Here is a 20,951-nt window from a genome sequence, read left to right on the forward strand (position 1 = left end):
GCTTGGAATCAGGCAAGCAAATTTGAAATTGGTGACATCGGTAAACTTCCAGATGAGCTCCCTTCGGTCCAGTCCAACAGCACACATACTACTGAATGCCGTTGGCGCGCTGCAATGCCCTGACATAGCTGACAATGTTCTTGACGTCGGCCTGTGTCAGACCCTCAACGGGAGGCATGTCGCCGAACGACCAATGGTGGCTTTGCACACCGTTTGAGACGGCCATCTGAAACGCATAGTCGCCGTGATGGCCGGGCTCATAGATTTTATGAACAAGCGGCGGACCCGCACCGTCCGCCCCTGCGCCGTTTTGGCCGTGGCAAGTGGCACATTTTGCATCATACACAAGTTTACCCAGGGTTTCCGCTTCCGTCAGGGGCGGGATCTTTAATTCCGTTGTGACGGCAGTTGGTTGCGGTGGCCGAGGACGCATCCAGATCACAATGCCTGCGGCAATTGCGAGTGCGGCGAACACGGCAATGTATCTGTTCATGGTCGTTTCCGTTTTCGGATCGTGGCGCACGGGCCTTGAGACCATCAAAGCCCGCGCGGGTTTCAAGAGCTATTTCAACTCGACGACGGTCAGTTTGCCATTCACCCGATCGGCAACGAACTCAATGTCTTGACCTTCAGACATCTTCGAGATCATTTCCTCGTCGGCACGAAACACCATGGTCATTGCGGGCATTTCCAGATCGATGAGTTCTTCGTGAATAATGGTAACCTTCCCAGCTTTTTCATCGACTTTCTTGACAGTGCCCTTGGTGAAGGTTCCGGCCATCGCCATCGACAGCGAGGACGCCAGAATTACTGCAGCTGCAGCGCTGATTTTCAAAAGTTTCATATCTGATCCAATCCTCAAGAGCCCCGTTTGCCAACATCGAGTGCGCCGTGCATTCCGGATTCGTAGTGTCCCGGGATCAAGCAGGCGAACTGGAACCGGCCTTCATTGGAAAAGGTCCAAACGATTTCGGCGGTTTGACCCGGTTCCAGACGGGCGGAGTTGGGGTCGTCATGTTCCATGTCGAACTTCGCCATCATCGCCTTGTGTTCTTCATTTTCCTCATAGGTATCCATTACAAACTCATGCTCGAGTTCGCCATTGTTGGTGATGATCAGCTTGACCGTCTCGCCCGGTACAAATTCCAGGTTTCTGGGCTCGAACAGCATTTCACCGTCATCGGTTTCCAGCATCGAGATTTCAACCGTGCGGGTTGCGTGATGGTCATCGCCTGGGCGGCCGATATCCATTTCATCTCCATGTCCGCCACCATGGGTGCCACCGGCAAATGCGGGCGCGGCCAGCGCCAGCGTGATGGCGGTTGTGAGAAGTCGTTTCTTCATGATCATGTCCTGTATGTTTGGGTTTCGACAAAGTGAGGGATCAAGGGGCCCGTCAGCCCCTTGAAGTGGTTTTGGGAGTAATCCGGGTTTTGGCGTCGTGAACCTGCGCGAAATCGGGAAGTTCACCGGTCCATTCATAGGCCTGCGTTCCGGGCGGGTTTTCGTACCAGCCGGGGTCCGAATAATCGTCGGCACCGATGCCATCGCGAACCTTCACGACCGAGAACATGCCGCCCATTTCGATCGGGCCGTAGGGGCCCCAACCGGTCATCATCGGCACCGTGTTGTCGGGCAATGGCATCTCCATCACACCCATGTCGGCCATCCCCGCGGTACCCATCGGCATGTATTCGGGCTGCAACTCGCGGATCTGTTTGGTCAGCTTGCGCTTGTCGACACCGATGAAGGTCGGCACGTCATGGCCCATCGCGTTCATCGTATGATGCGACTTGTGACAGTGGATCGCCCAGTCGCCCAGATGTTCGGCGTCGAATTCATAGGCGCGCATCGCCCCTACCGGGATGTCGATCGACACCTCGGGCCATTGCGCCTCGGGTGGCACCCAGCCGCCATCGGTGCAGGTCACCTTGAAATCATAGCCATGCATGTGGATCGGATGGTTGGTCATTGTCAGGTTGCCGACCCGCACCCGCACCCGGTCGCCCTTGTTGACCACCAAAGGGTCGATGTCCGGAAAGATCCTGCTGTTCCAGGTCCACAAGTTGAAGTCGGTCATTTCCATGATGCGCGGCACATAGGTGCCCGGATCAATGTCAAAAGCGTTGAGCATGATCAGGAAATCCCGATCTACCGGCATGAAGGCCGGATCTTTGGGGTGGACAACGAACATGCCCATCATCCCCATTGCCATCTGCACCATCTCATCGGCATGCGGGTGGTACATGAAGGTGCCCGATTTGATCAGGTCGAATTCGTAGACATAGGTCTTGCCGGGTGGGATGCCCGGATGGCTGAGCCCGCCGACCCCGTCCATCCCGGAAGGCAGGATCATGCCGTGCCAATGGACAGTGGTGTGTTCCGGAAGCCTGTTGGTGACAAAAATCCGTACTCGATCACCTTCCACCGCTTCGATGGTGGGGCCTGTCGATTGCCCGTTATAGCCCCAGAGATGCGCAATCATCCCATCGGCCAGTTCGCGCTCGACCGGTTCGGCAACCAGGTGGAATTCCTTGACCCCGTTATTCATCCGATGCGGTAAGGTCCAGCCGTTCAGCGTGACGACCGGAGTGTAATCCGGCCCCGTCGTCGGACGCGTAGGTGATTGGGTTGCCGCTGTGTCCATAAAGGCCGCTTCGGGCAACCCCATGTTGGTGGTCTGGCCCCAGGCCTTTGACGAGACCAGTGCAGCTCCTGCGGCCCCGGCCCCCAATATTTGACGTCTGTTCATCATTGTATCAGCCCTTTCAATGTCCTGCACCGCCACCAGCGGCGATTGTCATGCCGCCGCCGTCGCCTACAGCACCATTACCGCCGCCATAGATCGCAGCCGTCAGGTTGGCCTTAGCCACCCAAAATTCACGCTTGGAATTTGCCGCTTCCAGCGAACTGGCCAGTTTTTCGCGGACATCCGTCAGCAACTCGAAGGTATTGGTGATCATGCCGTTATAGCTCAGTAGTCCCTCTTCCTCTATGGTCGTGCGCAGCGGCACGACCACATCGCGATAATGGCGAGCGATTTTATAGGACGAATGATAGGAAACCTCGGCGCTACGGGCCTCGGAACGCACGTTCACAGCCTTTTCGGCCAGTGAGTTCGCGGCCTGCATATATGCAAGTTCGGCCTTGCGCATCCGCGCCTGACCAGTGTCGAAGATCGGAATTGCGAACTCCAGTTCGATCTGTGGCCGGGTGCTGGTGTCGGTATTCCCATCCTCACGCTCGCGCTCGGATTCAAAACCGGCGATCAGTTCCAAATCGGTCACCAACCGGGTCTGATCCGTCAATCCAAACGCCCGCGCCTGTGCTTCCAATCCGGTCTTGGCGACCTTCAGGTCAACGCGGTTGGACAAGGCCGCTGCTTCGATTGAGGAAACATGCCCCAGAGATTTCGGTAGGCTTGGCAGCGCATCGGGGACAAAATAGTCAACATCGCTTCCCCAAAGCCCCATCAGACGGGTCAACTCTTCTTTCGCCAATGTGGCGTCCAGTCGTGCCTTGGCGACCTGTCCGGCGAGTTCCGCATTGAACGCAAACTCGCGCGCTTGCCCCGCCTTGTTCAGCGCTCCGGTCTTGCCCAGTTGTTCGGCCAGTTCCGCCCCAGCCCCTGCGGCCTCACCAGCCTTGCGCAAATAGCTCAGGGTTTCGAAAGCCGCCACGGCGTTGATCCACGCCTGCCGGGTCTGATTGGCCAGCGACAAGGTGTCATTGACGGCATTCAACTGCGCCTGTTGAAACTGGGCGTCGGCGACCGCGATCCGCTGTTTACGCGTCTTCACATCCAGCAGGTTGAAGGCGATCATCGTCTCAAGCGTCTGATACAACCCCAGTTCAGGGGCTCCGACGCCAAACAGACCCAGCGAGATAACAGGGTTCTGCGGCGTTGACTGTTGCCAGACCTCGGCCGCAGACAATCCGACATTCGCGTAAGAGGCTTGCAACCCTTTGTTGTTCAATAACGCCGCCTGCACAGCCGTATCCGCCGAGATGGTCTTGCCTTGCACCATGCCGCGCACCTCTCTGGTCAGCGCGTCATTCTCGGCCCGGGTCTGTGCAAAGGCCGTTCGCTTGCCGATTGCACCACTCGTCTGGGTGGACACATCCAGAAACCCGGCCTTGGCATCGGTGTATTTCGTTGGCACCTGCGGCGCACATGCCGACAGCAAAAGCGGTGTGGCCAGCAAGACCGGCCATCTCATCATCGCCATCAGTTCGCCTCCGACTGTGCGTCATTCACAGCCCGCCACGGGGCTGGCTCTGTTGGGCCATAGCCCTGATAGCCGGCAAACGGGTTTTGATACCCGACGGCTGACGAAGAAGAAGAGGGCAACGTGGTTGCCAGTTGCGCAGTACTGTCCGGCAGCGGTGTCGGCTCGGACGAGCACGCAGCAAGCGCCAGGGCCGAAGCCCCGAGCAACGCTGGAATTTTCATGGGTATTTACCTGAGAACTATAGAAGAATAATCAACGCGCAAGCGTCGACCTGGTTCAGCATCAGGGCCAGAAGGCCCTATGTCTCAGATTCTTGGGGGCCGCAAAAGTCCATGCGTTTCGTGCGAGGTGAGCGCCTGCAGCGGCAGTCCGAAATGGTCGCCCTGCTGATCAGAAGCCGTGTTGACAACAGTTTCAACCAGAAACACCGCCGAACACATGACCGAACAACAATTCAATCCGCCATCAGTGGAGGTTTTGTCCTGTTCCGATGAGGTACAATCAGCCAACTTGGTTGTGTCATGTTCCACTATCGCATGCCCATCCGCCGCTTCAGCGGCAAACGTGCCTTCATGATGCCCCATCTCGGCATGCACTGCAGAAGTCGTGGAAAGAATCAGTGCACAAAGGCTCACCACCATCAAGGTGAGCTGCAAAAGTTGAGTTATGGACACAGGTTTACGCACACATTGTTTTGTGCCCGTCCAAATACGGTCAGTCAAGCCCTATTTTTGCGGGGCCCGCGTTCGTGCCAGCACCGCAACAAGCGCCACTCACTCCGTGAGATTTTTCATACTCATCTGACCGGTCGTGAGCGTGTTTGTGATGGACGCAGGGGCCAATTGGAAGACGTGGATTGACCTCGGGATTCGCCCATTCCAGAATGGAATAGCACCTACAGCAGCATTGTCAGGTTGTTTTCGGCGGCGCGTAAGAACGAAGCTAGTGTTCCGAGTCTGACACATCCTACCTATTCCCGCGGAGTTCATCGAGGGCGTTCAGGGCGCGACGTTCCCGGTTGAGGATGTCTTCGGCGGTTTTGGTCCACCTGAAGGGCTTCGGCTTTTCATTGTGCTGCGCCAGATAGTCGTAGATCGAGGCCTCAAGGTCATTGACGCTGGAATAGCTGCCACGTCGGATGCGCCTCGACGTGATCTCGGCGAAGAATCGCTCCACGAGGTTCAGCCATGACGCGCTGGTGGGCGTGAAGTGCAGCTTGAATCGCGGGTGCTTGTCCAGCCAAGCCTGCACGTCAGGCGTCTTGTGGGTGGCGTAGTTGTCGAGCACCAGATGGACATCGCGCCGTGCTGGCACGGCCTTGTCGATATTGCGCAGGAATTTCAGGAACTCCTTGGCGCGGTGGCGAGGCAGGCATTCACCGATGACCATGCCCGACTTCACATCCAGTGCCGCGAACAGCGTGGTCGTTCCGTGCCGTTTGTAATCATGGGTCATGGTTGCGGCGCGGCCCTTTTTCAGCGGCAATCCCGGTTGCGTCCGGTCGAGCGCCTGAATTTGCGATTTCTCATCCACGCAAAGGACGACCGCCCGGTCCGGCGGGTCGAGGTAGAGGCCCACGATATCGGTGACCTTTTCCTCGAACTTCGGATCGTTCGAGACCTTGAAACCCTTCGTGATATGCGGCTTGAGACCAGCTTCCGCCCAGATGCGACCCACGCTGGACGGCGAGATGTTGATTGCTTCGGCCATCAGAGCACGGCTCCAGTGCGTGGCGTTGGGCGGCGTCTCCTGCACCGTCTTGGCGATGACCTTCAGCCGCGTTTCCATGGACAGCGGCGGCACACGTGACGGTCGTGTCTTGTCGCGCTTGAGACCGGCGACGCCTTCCTCGAGATACCGCTGCTGCCAGCGCCAGACCGTGGGTTTCGAGGTCCTCGCGCGCCGCATGATCTCGAAGGTGCCATGACCATCCGCCGTCGCCAGCACGATCTCGGCCCTCCAAACAAGCTTGCGCACGGTGTTGCGGTTGCTGATCAGAGCTTGAAGCTCAGCACGGTCGGCGGGGCCAAGGTAAAGGCAGATGTCATCGCGTCTCATGCCCGGGATGTGGCACATCAAGCCGACGATGGGAATCTTGTGTCAGGTGGCGAACACTAGGTGTTGATTTCAAGCCGCCAACTCGTGTGCATACTCGACCCAAAGATCGAAGGCATCGGCGCGTGCGTGGCGATAAGATCTGGCTGAAAGTTGGTGGCGTTTGGGGCGAAACACGGAGGGGTTTGATTGTGAACGGACAAGAACAGTTGTGCCTGACCAGGCGACTTGAACCGGCCCATTATCTTCTCTCGCCGCCGCCTATGTCTGTGTGAGGCCTCGACGCGATTGTTCAGCCCCTTGTGCTGGCGATGCCCGATCCCCGGGACCAGTTTTACTTTTGCCGCACCGTAGGAGCGCAGATTGTCGGTGACCGTTACCCTTGGTTGACCCCAGATATTGAACAATTTCCTGAAAAAGGAGTCGCGGCCGCCTTGTTTCGGTGGGACTGAACCAGAATATCCAGAACGTCGCCATTGGCATCGACCGCGCGCCAGAGCCAGTTTTTGCGCCCGTTGATCGGCACCACCACTTCTCCAGGATGCCATTTGCCGGCAGGGCGCGGTCGGTCCCGGCAGACTTTCGCGGCAAACTGAACGGCGAAGCGAGACACCCAGTCCCGGATCGTTTCGTAGGAAACCGTGATGCCGCGAGATGCCAGGAAATCCTCAACATCACGCAGACTGAGGGCAAGACGACGAAAGGCCCAGGCTGCGTAGACAATGACGGAACGTGGGAACCGAAAACCCTTGAGCCGGGACAGATCACACAAATTCAACATACCCAGCCGCTACACGGCAATCCGGCCCTCAACAACCCGACAATGCCATCGAGCCTTATCGACGATATCTTCGGACTTTTTGTCGGTGCTGCCTACGCGCAGGAGGCCGAAGTCTGGCGTGACGAATCCACCTTTACGCTTGCACCCGGCGACAGTGCCGAGTGGAAGCTGGTCATGGAAGAGGGCCAGACAGTGGAATACCGAATGCTGGTCGATGGAGGTCGGGTGAATTTCGCCATAGACCGTCACGACGGCGGCAATTCGGTGACCTATGAAAAGAGCCGCGGTTCGACGGGCGACGAAGGCGAACAGGGCTGTTTCTGGCGAAATCGGGACAGCCAGCCCGCGACCGTGACGATCCAGGTGCGCGGCGAATACTACCGAATTCAAAGACGCAAGTTGACACAAGGGAAGCCATCCGCATAAGAGGGTGCGGGTGGCTGCCTAGCTCCGAAGCAGACCTTGGAAGAGTATGTAAATCTCGCCTCGAATTTTCCCCTGAAACCAACTTCGGGCATCCGTTGGCCAATCAGTGAGTACCCGCGTGGCAATGTCACGCCTATGTTACAGGATACTTCTTGACCTCCCCCTACTGGAAGCTTGCATAAGAATTGCATGATCCGCGTTTTCCGCCTCATTTTGATTCTTGCATTGAGCTTCGGTGCCGTGGTTGCGCCGGATGTATCGGCAGTGAATGCGGCTGAGGCAGCAATGGCTCAGATTGGGGGCGCCGAAAGTGCGGACGACCATTGCGGCGCATGCGATCCGATCGGATTTGCTGACGGGATATCCTGCGATGGGGGGTGTACAGTCCCTTGTGGCGCGGGATGTACGGCCGGTATCGTAGCTCGTACGTCAGCGATGCCGCTTGAGATGGCCTTTGGTGTTGTCATCCCGGTCGCGGGACCTGTGATCCCGAATGGCGCGATTCCCTCGCTTGATCCATTTCCTCCCAAGCAGCCTGTCTGAACACGATATCGGCCTCGCCAGCAGCGAGGCCTGACCGTTGCCTTTGCCGAAGCTGGCTGAGCGCGACCCTTTCAGATCAAGGCACATGCAATGACCCTCAACAGACTGATTTCACGACGGCAGGTGCTGCGCACCGGTGCCGCTTTCACGGCCATGTCCGCCCTGTCACCGGCACGAGTAGCGATGGCAGGTCCGACAGAGGATCCTTTCGTGCTGCGCGCGGCGGCCGGGCAGGCCGCCCTGCGTCCGGCACCCTACGGCCCGACCAACGTCTGGGGCTACAACGGGTCCGTCCCCGGCCCCGAGATCCGGGTACGCCAGGGCGACCGCATTCGGGTTCTGGCCCGGAACGGGCTGGATGAAGGGACTACGGTCCACTGGCATGGCATTCGCACACCCAATGCGATGGACGGAGTGCCGTTCCTGACGCAGGATCCCATCCCTGTCGGTGGCGATCTTCTCTACGAATTCGATGCGCCGGATGCTGGCACGTTCTGGTACCACCCGCACCAGCGCAGTTCGGAACAGGTCGGGCGCGGGCTTTACGGGCCGCTGATCGTCGAGGAAGCAAACCCGATCCGCGTAGATCGCGATCTGACCTGGATGCTCGATGACTGGCGGATGACCGGCGACGGACAGATTGCGACAGATTTCGGAAGTCGACACGACGCCGCGCACGGCGGGCGTATCGGCAATTCCGTGACCATCAACGGCCAGATACCGGAACGCATCGCCGTGCGATCCGGGGAACGCATCCGCCTGAGGTTGGTCAACGCAGCCAATGCCCGGATATTCGGGCTGGATTTCGGGGGGCTTGCGCCGGTCGTGGTCGCTCTGGACGGTCAACCCGTGGCACCTCATGCACCAGACGGTGACGTCGTGCTGGTCGGCCCGGCCATGCGTGTCGATCTGGTGATTGATATGACCGGCAAGCCCGGAGAGAGCGTGACCGTGACCGATGTCTTCTACAGGGATCTGGAATACCGTCTGGTCGATCTCGCCTACGAGCCGGATCGGTTACGGGACGCGGTCCCGGACTGGTCGATGGCGCTGCCACCCAACCCGCTGGCCGAACCCGATATGCAAGCGGCCAAGCGGCATCGGATTGTCTTCAATGGCGGCATGATGGGGCAGATGATGATGGGCGGCGGCATGGGGTCGATGCTGGAGCAGATGCGCGAAGGCAACATGTGGTTTATCAACGGCGAAGCAGCAACGGGGCATATGATGGACCCCTTGCTGGTCCTGCCGCAGGGCACGTCGCATGTGCTCGAGATGGACAATCGCACCGCGTGGCATCACCCGATGCATCTTCATGGACATTCGTTCCGTGTGATCGCGCGGAACGGGCAACCGACACGGCATCGCGAATGGCAGGACACCGTCCTGATGGCACCCGAGGAACGGGTCGAGATCGCCTTCGTGGCGGACAATCCGGGAGACTGGATGTTCCATTGTCACATCCTGGAACATCAGGCGGCCGGCATGATGGGCGTCATACGTGTCGATTCCGGCACGACCAAAACCTGAAACAATCCCACGTATCGACCACCACGAAAGGAAAGAACCGATGAAGAAGTTAATTGGACTTGGCAGTCTTGGCACCGCAGGTGCCGCCGCCGTGTTCGCCCTGAGCTTGAATGCCGCGCCTGTCGCAGCACAAGAGGCCACACTCTACAAGAACCCGCAATGCGGATGCTGCGAGAGCTATGCGGACTACCTGCGCGAAAATGGCTTCACGGTCGAGGTAAAGCCGACCCATGATCTGGCTCAGATCAGCCGTGATGCAGGTATCCCGGAGGATTTCCAAGGCTGCCATACGACCTTTCTGGGTGACTACGTCGTCAGCGGTCATGTGCCAATTGATGTCGTCAAGAAGTTGCTTGATGAGCGCCCGGACATTGCCGGTCTGACACTTCCCGGCATGCCGTTGGGATCGCCGGGTATGGGGGGCGCGAAGCAGGAACCGTTCAAGATTTACACCGTCGAAGAAGGTGTGAACCCGACCGTCTATGCGGTCGAATGATCAATTGCGCGGTCTGGTGCGATCCCGTGCCTGACCGGTTTCAAGGGAAAACAATGGATGAAGTGCATGATGATGGATGGTGGAATGATGGGTGGCGGCATGATGATCGCGATGGGACTGGTTTGGTTACTCATCGTGGCGGTGCTGGTGCTCGCGGCAATCGCCTTGGTCAAATACATCCGCTCGGACAGCGGAAAATAGAAATGCGCCAAGATGCGGAATGAGGGCGACAGCAACGGCGACGGCGTGTTGTCGATGGGATTGGTCTGGGGGCGTGCGTCCTGCTTGTCGTGGCATCGATAGTCGCACTCTCGTTGTATTTGGATAGCCAGAAGAAGACACAAGCGACATGAAAAACACCATTAGGCTCGCCGCACTCTTGCTGGCGGCAACGGTCTTACCCGTTTCGGCGCAGGGTGACTTGCTCGCGGGCGAACGCCTTTATCAGGAGAATTGCGCCAGTTGCCACGGTGCAAACCTGGAGAGGCAGCCTGATTGGCGCACCCGATTGCCGAACGGCAGGGTGCCTGCCCCGCCGCATGACGCCTCTGGTCATACATGGCATCATCCGGACCGCGTTTTGTTCGACATCGTGAAACGCGGACCGGCGGCGATTGTCGGGACCGGTTATGAAAGCGACATGCCCGGGTATGAGGGCGTGCTGACAGACGACGAGATCACGTCGATAATCGACTACATCAAGAGCAGCTGGCCCGACAAAGAGCGTGCCTTTCAGAGTGAGCGGACCCACGAGGACCAGCAAGCACAGCCATGACTAGCATTCGCGACAACAAGGTTGTTCCCGCGCCCCGCCGGAGAAATCTGGGCTTTGTGCTGGTGCCCGTGCTGGCTTTGGCCCTCATGGTCCTGTTCGGCTGGGGGCTTTTCAGGGGTGCTGACGACCTGCCATCGGCGCTTCTCGGCAAATCTGTGCCGGAATTTGTGCTTCCCCCGGTTCTCGGTCGCGGGGAAGGTCTTTCGACGCAGGACCTGATCGGCCATGTCTCGCTGGTGAACGTCTTTGCCTCGTGGTGTGTGCCCTGTCGGGCCGAACACCCGCTGTTCATGGAACTGAGCGCCACCGGTGAGGTGCCGCTCTACGGGATCAACTACAAGGACCCACCCGAGCAGGCGCGCGCCTGGCTCGACGAATTGGGCGATCCCTACGCGCGCATCGGGGCCGACATCGACGGACGTGTTGGCATCGAATGGGGCGTTTACGGCGTGCCGGAAACCTATGTCATCACGTCCGACGGCACCATCGCCTACCGCCATGTCGGACCGATCACTCGGGCAATCTTGCGCGAAACCCTGTTGCCGATCGTCCGGGATCTGAAAAACCAATCTTTCAAGGAGCCAACGCCATGAAATATCTCAAAACGGCGCTGCTCGTCTGGGCATTGTCCGTCGGCGCGGCGTTTGCCGGGCCGCAAGGCTTCGCACTGCACGACACGCCGCAGCCGGTGATCAATGTGCGCTACGAGACCGAAGACGGCAGCCGTGGGGACATGGAGGATTTTCGCGGCAAGGTGATCCTCGTGAATGTTTGGGCAACCTGGTGCGTGCCATGCCGTGAGGAAATGCCGACGCTGGATGCGCTTCAGGCGAAACTTGGCAGCGACCGCTTCGAGGTTGTCGCCCTGTCCATCGACAGGGCCGGGTCGCCCGTCGTGCGGCGGTTCTACGACGAGATCGGTGTCACCAATCTCAGGATGTATGTCGACAAGACCATGCTGTCGATGACCGCGCTGCGCACCGTCGGTCTGCCGACAACGATCCTGATCGACGCGCAGGGGCAGGAACTGGGACGGCTGGTCGGCCCTGCCGAATGGGACGAGCCCGATATGGTGTCTTTCTTGCGAGAGTTTATCGAATAAGCGTCCCTGAAAGAGCGCCGCCCGCCCTTGACCGTCCAGTTCTCAAAATGACCAGTACTCAAACTTCAAAAGGATTTTCCGGATGACCGACATATCATCTTCCAACGATGCGGGCACGGCAGGCTTCAAAAGCGCCAGCGACCGGCTCCGGTGGTTGACGCGCAGACGATTGCTGTTCGTCGGTGCGGCAACCGTGATGGGCGGCGGCATGGCCCTGAACTGGGGATGGCTCACCGCGATCGGTCTCGCGCCTGTTCTGGTCTCGCTGGCACCCTGTGCCGCGATGTGCGGGCTTGGTCTGTGCATGAAGGGTGGGTCCGGCGGGAAATGCAACGGTGCGGGTAGTGGCAAGCCCGATCAATTCGAAAGGTGATGCAGTTGATTGTCTGTCTGACCCGGCGCGCCGCCTTGGCGACATTCGCGGCCACGATCTCCTTTCCGGCCTCCGCCGATCATCCGGGTGAAAATCTGGATGCGCGGATGTTCGAGATGGAGCCATATTTCCAGGCCCTCGACGCAGCACAGGCCCCGGATTTCGAGTTGCAGGATGCGGAGGGCAATCCTGTGCGCTTGGCGGATTTCAGCGACAAGGTCGTCATCCTGCATTTCATCTACGCCAACTGCCCGGATATCTGCCCGCTCCATGCGGAAAAGTTCGCGGCGGTCCAGGCTTCGGTCAACGACGGGCCGATGAGGGATCTGGTGCAATTCATCTCGATCACGACCGATCCCGTGAATGACACGCCCGACGTCCTGCGCGAATATGGGGACCGGCATGGATTCGATCCGACCAACTGGGTCATGCTGACCAAACGGCCTGATCAAGCTGACGACGCAACGCGCCTTCTGGCGCGGGACTATGGGCTGGAGTTCACGATGACCGCCGACAGCGACATGATGATGCACGGTGCGGTCACCCATGTCGTGGATATCGGGGGGCGGTTCGCCGCAAAGTTCCATGGCATGGAATTCAAGAACGTGAACCTGATCCTCTATGTCAGCGAGTTGATCAACAATGCCCAGCACCGACGCCGGGAACGCGGTTGGTGGGACCGCCTGACAGGGGCTTTTCAATGAGTGATATCGCGATTGGCGTCATGCAATCCGCGACGGATAGAATTTCCCTGACAGCACTCCGTCGATATTTTTCGGTGATCATTCCGGCCAATCTGATCTGGGAGTTCGCCCACATGCCGCTCTACACGATCTGGGACGAGGGCACCTGGGATGAGATCGTCTTCGCCGCGGTTCATTGCACCGGTGGCGACATTCTTATTGCCATGAGCGCGCTGATGCTTGCCTTGATGCTGACCGGCCATGGCTGGCCCTTCGTGGCTCCGACACGACGCTCGGTGATCGTCCTGACAGTATTGTTCGGTTTGGGATACACGCTGTTCAGTGAATGGCTCAACATCGTGATCCGCGCGGCATGGGCCTATTCGGACATGATGCCGATCATTCCGATTCTCGATGCAGGGTTGTCGCCGGTACTGCAATGGATCGTAATCCCGCTGATTGCCTTCTGGTGGGCATCACGGCCCTTCAGCGGACATGGTAACGCATGATGGATATTTCCGGCATCGTCGCGTCGTTTCTGGCGGGAGCCATTTCGTTCCTGTCGCCCTGCGTCCTGCCGCTGGTGCCGGGCTATGTCTCCTATATTGCGGGCCAGCCGGATTTGCGCATGACGCGATCGGTCGGCCTGCGGGCACGCGCCGGGGCACTTGGGCTGAGCGCCTGCTTCGTTTTTGGATTTTCCACGGTCTTTGTCGCGTTGGGGGCCGGGGCCAGCGCGCTCGGGTCGCTGCTTCTGACCTGGCGCACTGAGCTCAACTATCTGGGCGGGGCGATCATCATCCTGTTCGGACTGGTCATGCTGGGTGCCTTCCGTCTGGAAGCGTTCTCGCGTGACACCCGCTTCACACTCGACATTCCGGGGGGTCGCCCGCTTGGAGCTTACGTCCTGGGCTTGGCCTTCGCCTTTGGATGGACGCCCTGCATCGGGCCGATCCTTGGCGCGATCCTGACACTCAGTTCGACCTCCGGCGGTATGTCGGACGGCATCTGGCTGCTGTCGATCTATTCCGCGGGGTTGGGCGTGCCGTTTCTGCTGGCCGCGCTGTTCACTGACGCCATTGCCGCACGGGTCAGACAGATCGGCAAGGCCGGTCGCTGGCTCTACAAGGGCGCAGGCGTCGTCATGATCATCATGGGCGTTGCCATCATGACCGGCCAATTGTCCCGGTTTGCCTACTGGCTCTTGGGAACCTTCCCATTCCTGGCCTCAATCGGTTAATTCTCCTTGGCATTTCTGAGGTGAAGCCAGATCAGTATTGCCCCGATGACGAAAAATATCAGGTTCAGGAAGAACGTGTAGTCGATGCTGAACCGGACCATCTCCTGAAGCGAAGGCCGCTCGGTCGGGATCATCCCGACGAGAGCGAACAGGTAATGCACCGTAATTCCCGCAGCGACCATGCACAGGTACAGCAAGCCTGAAAGATAGAGCGCATACTGCCAGCCATAATACTTTGCGTGCACCCAGATCACCGTGGCAGCAACAAGATCGGCTCCGAGAAAGGCGATCACGCCTCCGAACGACGCATCACGCGACCAGAGCATCGCGGCCAGAGGGACATTGCCCATCGACCCGATGAAGGTGAAGAAGGCCACGACGGGAGCCACCAGCGCGTTTTCAAGAACGATCAGGAAGCCCGGCGCGTCCTGCGCACCGCCATCTCCAACCAGGAAGATCACGTTCCAGAAGCTTTGCGGCACAAAGACGGAAATGAAACCCGCGACCGTGAAGCCGAAGAGGATCTCCTTCCAGACCATCTTCCATTCCATGAAGAAAGCGCGGGCGATCCGGTCCCATCCTTCGCGGGACAGCAGTTTGTCGCGGAACGATCCCTTCATGGTCTGGTCCGTGTTCATACCTTCGTCGGACTGGGCCTTCTCCGCATGCTCTTTCGCGCTTTCGATAAATGACCTTGGAAACCATATCAGGGTAAGGGCATAGGCGTAGATCGTCATCAGGATGCCAAGCATGAAATTCGCCACCATGAATTTCCAACCCAGCAGGACCAGAAGGACGATTCCAAGCTCGATCACCAGATTTGTTGATGAAATCAGGAAGGCGATGGAATTGACCGGATGCGCACCTTTCACGAGGATCGAACGCGACGCGGCAAGAGCCGCGAAGGAACAGGACGACGACACGAAACCAAAGAACCCGGCAATGCCTGCCTTCCTGGCACCACGATCACCCAAAACGCTCGCCATCTGATCCCGTGTCACGAAGATCTGGATGCCTGCGGAGATGATATAGCCGAAGATCAGCGCCCAGAGCGCCTTCCAGAGCATGCCCGCCCCGGTCGTGAATGCTTCGAGAATTTGGTCCATTCAACTAAACCCCTTTTTCTGTGCTGTCTGATCTGCAAACCTGTCGGGAAAACAAGTCTGAGGGGTGCGAAAAAGGCACCCGCCTTTCAGCCGATCAGATAGAGCCTGATCGGCATCCAGATCCCCATGACAATCATCATCAGGTTCTCTGTGAGTGAGACAAAGCCAAGCGGCACATTGCTGTCACCACCGACGCAGGCGCATTTCAATTCACGCTTGTCGATATAGACCGCCTTGAAAACCGACACTGCGCCAACGGTGCCGATGAACAGGGCCACCGGTGCCGAAAGCCAGGTCAGCGCCCCGGCGACCATGAGTATGCCTGCGAACGCCTCTCCGAACGGATAGATCTTGCCATATCGCACCCACCGACGCGCCAGCAGGTCTTAGTTCAGGAACATGGTCGAAAAGCTTTCGACATCCTGAAGTTTTTGTACGGCCAGAAAGCACATCGAGATGGAAATGAACCATTCCAGCCCGCGCAGGGTGAAAAAGGTCTCGAAGCTGTACCATGACAAACCGAACGACATCAGGAACGCGACGGCAAAGATCGCGATCACCGGCTGGTAGGACGTGTCCGAGCGTTCGTCTTCGGGCGCATCGATGCCGAAATGGACTCGAAGGTTGTCATATCCGCCGATCCGATCGTCGCCGATCCAAGTTTGCGGGGTGGTTTCGACGCCGTGTTTTTCCATGAACGCGTCGGTTTCCTCACGCGTGGTCAAAGGATGATCCTCGACCTCGAAACCCTCGCGCTCCAGCAGGTCCTTGGATTTGAGTCCATAGGGACAGAGGTGGTCGGGCATTGCCATCCGATAAAGCCTGGCTGTCGGGGGTGTGTCTTTTGGCATGTCATATCCTCCGTTTCAGGGTTCAGGCGTCGCAGCCATAAAAGCCGCGATAGCCTGCCCGCAGGCCGGCATCGAGTTCGAGAACGAGGTTGGCGTTCTGCATTTCACCGCTGTTTACCAGCGCCGCAGCCCCATCCGGCGCACTGAGGGCCACGGACATCCCTTCAGCGCTCAGGGTGCCGGTTTCGTCGGTTGAACCAAGACGCACCAGATCGCCGCTGATCTTGGCCAGCGCCGCCGGGGCGCCGTCGATCTGTCCTGCGGCAAGCACAGGTTTGCTGGTCGTGGTATACTTGTAGGTGCAGGTGGCCCCATCCGGGAAAAGCTGCGCGATCTCATCGCCGGTCAGGAATTCCAGATCGAGGATGGCAATTTCGGCGGATGAGAGTGCCTCGTTCAGATCGACGATGCGGGCTGGACCATCAGGACCCTCATCAGCCGCGTCACCATTCGCGTCGATGTCATTCGCCAGATACCGCATCTCGGCGATTTCCTTGTCCTGGGCAAAGATGATCTCGTCGGCCAGTTTGCGCACCCGCGGGTCAGAAATATTGGCGCGGCCCGACGTCATGATCGCGATTGAATGGTGCGGGATCATCGCCCTCATGTAGCTTGTGTCGCCAACGGTCACCTGGCTCCGGACCAGCCAGAGGGATCCGATAAAGACCACGGCGGCGCCAAGAAAGATGGCGGCATTGATCGCCTTTCTGGAATACATCGACAGCATGAAACCCAGCATGATGATCGCCATTGTGGCACCCATCAGCACGGCCATATAGGCGCGGGTTTCGGACCAGAACATATGGCTCCAGAGATAGGTGTTGAGATACATCAGGATGAACATCACCACCGTGGATGTGGCGATCATTGCGAAAAAGCGTAGGTATGTCATTGGCGACCTCCAGTCTCGAAAAGTTGATGTCCTATTGAAGGAACAACATTCCAGCGCTGGAATGTTCCGTCGCTTTTGAGAAAAAGGTCCGACTTTTGCGAACGACGGAGCTACCCGGACGCCTTGCTGATACTGCCCGCATTAGGTTCCGTGGCCAGATCGGCCAGGATCGGGCAATCGGGGCGGTGATCACCCGCGCAAGCATCCACAAGATGCGACAGAGTGGCACGCATTTCGGTCAGTTCCGCGATCTTGCTGTCAATCCGGTCAAGGTGCTCTTCTGCGATCTGCTTTACCTCGGCGCTGGCGCGGTCGGTGTCGGCATAAAGCTTCAGCAGGCTCCGGCAATCCTCGATGGTGAATCCAAGGGCGCGGGCGCGGCCGAGAAAGGCCAGCTTGTGCACGTCGCTCTGCCGGAAGCTGCGATAGCCATTTGAACTGCGCAGTGGTTCGACGAGACCGATGTCTTCGTAGTAGCGGATCGTTTTGGCGGGAAGGCCGGAAAGGTCGGCCACATCTCCGATGTTCATGATCGTTTCCTCCTAAAGTTCATTCAGCTGAAATTGGGGATGCCGAGGCTTCGGAGACGGGACGCACTGTCTCGTCCATCGCCGGGCGCACGCGGCGCAGCCGCAGCGCATTCGTCAGCACGAAGACAGAGCTGAGTGCCATCGCACCCGCGGCCAGAACAGGTGAGAGCAACAGCCCTGACACCGGATAAAGCACGCCCGCCGCAACCGGGATCAGGGCGACGTTGTATCCGAATGCCCAGAACAGGTTCTGGCGGATGTTGCGCATGGTGCTTCGCGACACCTCCAGGGCGTTCACGACGCCGCGCAGATCGCCGGACATCAGCACCACGTCCGCAGATTCGATGGCCACGTCCGTACCGGTGCCGATGGCGATACCCACGTCCGAATGGGCAAGCGCGGGTGCGTCGTTGATCCCGTCGCCAACGAACGCGATGCGCTGGCCCGCGCCGCGCAGATCGTCCAGCGCCGCCACCTTGCCGTCGGGCAGAACGCCGGCGATCACATGGTCGATGCCGGTTTCGCGGGCGATAGCCTCTGCCGTTTCGCGCTTGTCACCGGTGATCATGGCAACCTTCAGTCCCTGTGCGTGCAAGGCGCGGATTGCAGCGGCACTCGACGGCTTCACCGGATCGGCCACGGCGATGACGGCGGCGACACGACCGTCGATCGCCGCGAAGAGTGCGGTGCGGCCCTGTTCGGCCAGGCGGCGCTCCTCGTCGGCCAGATCGCCGATCTCCAGCCCCTCGCGGGTCATCAGGCGGTCGGCTCCGACAAGCACCTCGCGGCCCGCCACTTTTGCCCGCACGCCGTGGCCGGTGATGGATGCGAAATCCATGACGTCATGCCGCGCGACCCCCTCGACCTTTGCCGCGCGCAGGATTGCCTCGGCGATGGGGTGTTCCGATTGCGCCTCGACAGCGGCGACCAATGCCAGCACCTCGGCGCGGTCAAAGCCGTCCGCAAGAACGAGATCGGTCAGTTCCGGGCGGCCCTGAGTAACCGTTCCGGTCTTGTCCAGCGCCACCACATCCACGCTGGATAGCTGTTGCAACGCGTCGCCCTTGCGAAAGAGCACGCCCATCTCGGCGGCACGTCCCGTGCCGACCATGATCGACGTCGGCGTGGCAAGACCCATCGCGCAGGGGCAGGCGATGATCAGCACGGATACCCCGGCCACCAAGGCAAAGGACAGCGCGGGCGAAGGACCGACCAACAGCCAGACAATCACCGTCAACAGCGCCAATGCCATGACTACGGGCACGAACCAGAGCGTGATCCGGTCCACCAGACCCTGAATCGGCAGCTTGGCGCCCTGTGCCTCTTCGACCATCCGGATGATCTGGGCCAGCGTCGTGTCGGCACCCACACGCGTCGCGCGGAACTGGAAGGCACCGCTGCCGTTGACGGTGCCGCCGGTGACGGGATCGCCCACGGATTTGGCGACCGGCACCGGTTCGCCGGTGATCATGCTCTCGTCCACACGGGCACTGCCTTCGGTCAGCTCGCCATCCACTGCAATCCGCTCGCCGGGGCGCACGATCAGAATGTCGCCCGCGACGATGCGGTCGATGGCCACATCCTGCGACTCCCCGTCAACCAGCACACGGGCTGTCTTTGCCTGAAGGCCCAGCAGCTTCTGTATCGCTGCCCCGGTCCGGCCCTTCGCGCGGGCCTCCAGCCAGCGGCCCAGAAGGATCAGCACGACGATGACGGCCGCCGCCTCGAAATAGACCGCGCGCGATCCCGCGGGCAGCAGCGTCGTGGCGAAAAGTGCCACGAGCGAATAGATGTAGGCCGCCGATGTGCCAACCGCGACAAGGCTGTTCATGTCCGGCGCGCCTTTCAACAGTGCCGGGAAACCGCGTGTGTAAAAAGTACGTCCCGGCCCAAACAGGACCGCCGTGGTCAGTGCGAACTGGATCATCCAGCTGGCCCGATGGCCGATGGTGTCACCGATCAGACCGTGCATGCCAGGGATCAGATGTGCGCCCATCTCGAGCAGGAACACGGGCAGGGCGAGGGTCGCTGCCACGACAGTCCGGCGCGCCAGATCCCGCGCTTCTTCGCTTTTGCGGGCTCCTGCGTCTTCCGATGAATTGTCTGCAGCCTGCGTGGCAGAGTAACCTGCGTCGCTGGCAGCCTTGATGAGGTCGACAACCGCGACCGCGCTTTCCAGATAGGTGACCGTTGCGGTTTCCGATGCTAAGTTGACGTTCACGTCCAGCACGCCCGGCAGCACGGCCAGTGCCTTTTCCACCCGACCGACGCACGAGGCACAGGACATGGATGCGATGTTCAGACGTACGCTCCGGGTCCGGGCCGGATAGCCGATCTCCTGAAGGGCTGTCGCGATTTCGGTGATGCGCTCCGGTGCGTCGATCTGCGCCTGAGCGGTCTCGTTGGCGAGATTGACACGGACATCGCTGACCCCCGGCAGAGCCGTGAGGCTACGTTCCACGCGCCCCACGCAGGAAGCACAGGACATGTTTTGCAGGGAAAGTCGAAGGGGGCGCGGATCCGACATGAGAATCTCCTTGATCTGATCCTCCGACAGATAGGGTCTCCAGTTACTGGAAGGTCAATAGGCATGTAAAATAAAATTCTGGCCATCGACCTTCCTGCGCCGGAACGCCCTACATGCATGTCGTCAAAGGAGATTGCGATGATCAGATTAAGCGTACCGAACATGAGTTGCGGCCATTGTACCGCTTCCATCCAAAGGGCCATCTTGGCTGTCGTAGCCGCCATCGTCCTTCGTCGTCGCCTCTGCAAGCTTCCTGGGGGCGTCTGATCCCGCCAGCCGAAGGGTTACCCCCGCCCCGGAAATCGCCCGCCGCCGACCTCCACGCGCCCTGCAATACGATCCGCCGCCAGGGCCGATACGGATATGAGCGCAGTCGAAATGGCGAAAGCGGCATAGTTCGCTGTCTGCGTCATGCGATGTTCCATGCGTTCAATCCCATCGTCCGTTGCAGGTTACGGAGCGGCTGCTCCCCAATGGTTGAGAAGTACCTCATCACATTGGGCGCGCAAGTCTATCCGAACCGTTCTGTGAAAATCCGCGATTATTGTCTTCAGGCTAAATTGTTTAATCTGGCAACAGCAACCAATCAAATTGCAGTTGCAACGGCCAGCCAGATTTACACGGCCCCCCGGCGGGTCGGCCTGCCGGAGCAGGCCTGCCACCGGATCGTGTAGCCTGGAGACTTTAAAACCAACAGCATTGTGTTCGCGATCGAATGCAGAATCGTCAAATTTCAACCGCTACAAATACTATCGAGAAAACTGCGTGCTTAACGCAGAATTCTACAGTCTCGGTGTTTGGCTGAGCTG

At 59.2% G+C, this 20,951-nt stretch carries 25 protein-coding genes and 2 pseudogenes; 12 read left to right on the forward strand and 15 right to left on the reverse strand.

Annotated features, from left to right (window positions below):
• Positions 1 to 88: 88 nt before the first annotated feature.
• From QO231_RS16480 to QO231_RS16520, 9 genes and pseudogenes are all read right to left on the reverse strand, one after another.
• Positions 89 to 493, reverse strand: a complete 405-nt coding sequence (locus QO231_RS16480; RefSeq protein ID WP_316778805.1) for a c-type cytochrome — start codon at positions 491 to 493, stop codon at positions 89 to 91.
• A 69-nt stretch (positions 494 to 562) separates the two neighbouring features.
• Positions 563 to 844 carry a copper-binding protein gene (locus tag QO231_RS16485; RefSeq protein ID WP_316778809.1) on the reverse strand — a complete coding sequence of 94 codons (282 nt, stop codon included), beginning with the start codon at positions 842 to 844 and terminating at the stop codon, positions 563 to 565.
• Positions 845 to 858: 14 nt separating this feature from the next.
• Positions 859 to 1,344, reverse strand: a complete 486-nt coding sequence (locus tag QO231_RS16490) for a cupredoxin domain-containing protein (RefSeq protein WP_316778813.1) — start codon at positions 1,342 to 1,344, stop codon at positions 859 to 861.
• Positions 1,345 to 1,396: 52 nt separating this feature from the next.
• A complete protein-coding gene (locus tag QO231_RS16495; protein ID WP_316778816.1) occupies positions 1,397 to 2,755 on the reverse strand; it encodes a multicopper oxidase family protein in 1,359 nt (452 codons plus the stop codon).
• A gap of 13 nt (positions 2,756 to 2,768) precedes the next feature.
• Positions 2,769 to 4,220 (reverse strand): TolC family protein, encoded by a 1,452-nt coding sequence (locus QO231_RS16500; RefSeq protein ID WP_394356614.1) that lies wholly within the window; start codon positions 4,218 to 4,220, stop codon positions 2,769 to 2,771.
• Between the two features lie 8 nt (positions 4,221 to 4,228).
• Positions 4,229 to 4,453 carry a hypothetical protein gene (locus tag QO231_RS16505; RefSeq protein ID WP_316778822.1) on the reverse strand — a complete coding sequence of 75 codons (225 nt, stop codon included), beginning with the start codon at positions 4,451 to 4,453 and terminating at the stop codon, positions 4,229 to 4,231.
• An 84-nt stretch (positions 4,454 to 4,537) separates the two neighbouring features.
• The gene (locus QO231_RS16510; protein WP_316778824.1) at positions 4,538 to 4,954 is read right to left on the reverse strand and encodes a hypothetical protein; all 417 of its coding nucleotides are present in this window, start codon (positions 4,952 to 4,954) and stop codon (positions 4,538 to 4,540) included.
• A 244-nt stretch (positions 4,955 to 5,198) separates the two neighbouring features.
• Positions 5,199 to 6,290 (reverse strand): IS630 family transposase, encoded by a 1,092-nt coding sequence (locus QO231_RS16515; RefSeq protein WP_316778827.1) that lies wholly within the window; start codon positions 6,288 to 6,290, stop codon positions 5,199 to 5,201.
• A gap of 69 nt (positions 6,291 to 6,359) precedes the next feature.
• A pseudogene (locus QO231_RS16520) lies at positions 6,360 to 7,068 on the reverse strand (IS6 family transposase).
• 42 nt (positions 7,069 to 7,110) lie between these two features.
• Between QO231_RS16520 and QO231_RS16525 the strand changes: the two are divergent.
• The 11 genes from QO231_RS16525 (at position 7,111) to QO231_RS16575 (ending at position 14,236) form a co-directional block, all read left to right on the forward strand.
• On the forward strand, positions 7,111 to 7,494 hold the full coding sequence (locus QO231_RS16525) for a hypothetical protein (protein ID WP_316778830.1): 384 nt from the start codon (positions 7,111 to 7,113) through the stop codon (positions 7,492 to 7,494).
• Between the two features lie 633 nt (positions 7,495 to 8,127).
• Positions 8,128 to 9,567, forward strand: coding sequence for a multicopper oxidase family protein (locus tag QO231_RS16530; protein ID WP_316778832.1), 1,440 nt, complete (start codon positions 8,128 to 8,130; stop codon positions 9,565 to 9,567).
• A 40-nt stretch (positions 9,568 to 9,607) separates the two neighbouring features.
• Positions 9,608 to 10,063 carry a DUF411 domain-containing protein gene (locus QO231_RS16535; RefSeq protein WP_316778835.1) on the forward strand — a complete coding sequence of 152 codons (456 nt, stop codon included), beginning with the start codon at positions 9,608 to 9,610 and terminating at the stop codon, positions 10,061 to 10,063.
• 57 nt (positions 10,064 to 10,120) lie between these two features.
• Complete coding sequence (locus QO231_RS16540; protein ID WP_316778838.1) at positions 10,121 to 10,264, forward strand: hypothetical protein; 144 nt, start codon at positions 10,121 to 10,123, stop codon at positions 10,262 to 10,264.
• Positions 10,265 to 10,412: 148 nt separating this feature from the next.
• The gene (locus tag QO231_RS16545; protein WP_316778840.1) at positions 10,413 to 10,838 is read left to right on the forward strand and encodes a c-type cytochrome; all 426 of its coding nucleotides are present in this window, start codon (positions 10,413 to 10,415) and stop codon (positions 10,836 to 10,838) included.
• Positions 10,835 to 11,431, forward strand: coding sequence for a DsbE family thiol:disulfide interchange protein (locus QO231_RS16550; protein WP_316778844.1), 597 nt, complete (start codon positions 10,835 to 10,837; stop codon positions 11,429 to 11,431). Before QO231_RS16545 ends, QO231_RS16550 begins: the two co-directional genes overlap by 4 nt.
• Positions 11,428 to 11,940 (forward strand): TlpA family protein disulfide reductase, encoded by a 513-nt coding sequence (locus tag QO231_RS16555; RefSeq protein WP_316778847.1) that lies wholly within the window; start codon positions 11,428 to 11,430, stop codon positions 11,938 to 11,940. The genes QO231_RS16550 and QO231_RS16555 overlap by 4 nt, the downstream gene beginning before the upstream one ends.
• A gap of 82 nt (positions 11,941 to 12,022) precedes the next feature.
• Positions 12,023 to 12,313 (forward strand): hypothetical protein, encoded by a 291-nt coding sequence (locus QO231_RS16560; protein WP_316778849.1) that lies wholly within the window; start codon positions 12,023 to 12,025, stop codon positions 12,311 to 12,313.
• Positions 12,313 to 13,017, forward strand: a complete 705-nt coding sequence (locus tag QO231_RS16565; protein WP_316778850.1) for an SCO family protein — start codon at positions 12,313 to 12,315, stop codon at positions 13,015 to 13,017. Before QO231_RS16560 ends, QO231_RS16565 begins: the two co-directional genes overlap by 1 nt.
• Positions 13,014 to 13,505, forward strand: coding sequence for a hypothetical protein (locus QO231_RS16570; protein ID WP_316778852.1), 492 nt, complete (start codon positions 13,014 to 13,016; stop codon positions 13,503 to 13,505). The genes QO231_RS16565 and QO231_RS16570 overlap by 4 nt, the downstream gene beginning before the upstream one ends.
• On the forward strand, positions 13,502 to 14,236 hold the full coding sequence (locus tag QO231_RS16575; protein WP_316778855.1) for a cytochrome c biogenesis CcdA family protein: 735 nt from the start codon (positions 13,502 to 13,504) through the stop codon (positions 14,234 to 14,236). Before QO231_RS16570 ends, QO231_RS16575 begins: the two co-directional genes overlap by 4 nt.
• Here QO231_RS16575 and QO231_RS16580 read toward each other — a convergent pair.
• The 6 genes and pseudogenes from QO231_RS16580 to QO231_RS16605 form a co-directional block, all read right to left on the reverse strand.
• Positions 14,233 to 15,342: a permease gene (locus tag QO231_RS16580; RefSeq protein WP_316778858.1), complete on the reverse strand. Its 1,110-nt coding sequence runs from the start codon at positions 15,340 to 15,342 to the stop codon at positions 14,233 to 14,235. The genes QO231_RS16575 and QO231_RS16580 overlap by 4 nt on opposite strands.
• A gap of 86 nt (positions 15,343 to 15,428) precedes the next feature.
• Positions 15,429 to 16,193 (reverse strand): annotated as a pseudogene (locus QO231_RS16585) (MauE/DoxX family redox-associated membrane protein).
• Positions 16,194 to 16,215: 22 nt separating this feature from the next.
• A complete protein-coding gene (locus tag QO231_RS16590) occupies positions 16,216 to 17,085 on the reverse strand; it encodes a DUF305 domain-containing protein (protein WP_316778859.1) in 870 nt (289 codons plus the stop codon).
• 110 nt (positions 17,086 to 17,195) lie between these two features.
• Positions 17,196 to 17,615, reverse strand: a complete 420-nt coding sequence (cueR, locus tag QO231_RS16595; RefSeq protein ID WP_316778862.1) for a Cu(I)-responsive transcriptional regulator — start codon at positions 17,613 to 17,615, stop codon at positions 17,196 to 17,198.
• Between the two features lie 19 nt (positions 17,616 to 17,634).
• Entirely contained in the window at positions 17,635 to 20,142 is a 2,508-nt protein-coding gene (locus tag QO231_RS16600) for a heavy metal translocating P-type ATPase (RefSeq protein ID WP_316778864.1), read from the reverse strand.
• 284 nt (positions 20,143 to 20,426) lie between these two features.
• Entirely contained in the window at positions 20,427 to 20,555 is a 129-nt protein-coding gene (locus QO231_RS16605; protein WP_316778867.1) for a hypothetical protein, read from the reverse strand.
• A 60-nt stretch (positions 20,556 to 20,615) separates the two neighbouring features.
• Between QO231_RS16605 and QO231_RS16610 the strand changes: the two genes are divergently transcribed.
• Complete coding sequence (locus tag QO231_RS16610; RefSeq protein WP_316778870.1) at positions 20,616 to 20,816, forward strand: hypothetical protein; 201 nt, start codon at positions 20,616 to 20,618, stop codon at positions 20,814 to 20,816.
• The last annotated feature ends 135 nt before the right edge of the window (positions 20,817 to 20,951 follow it).

Source organism: Sedimentitalea todarodis (assembly GCF_032595355.1).
In the GTDB taxonomy this organism is placed as follows: domain Bacteria; phylum Pseudomonadota; class Alphaproteobacteria; order Rhodobacterales; family Rhodobacteraceae; genus Sedimentitalea; species Sedimentitalea todarodis.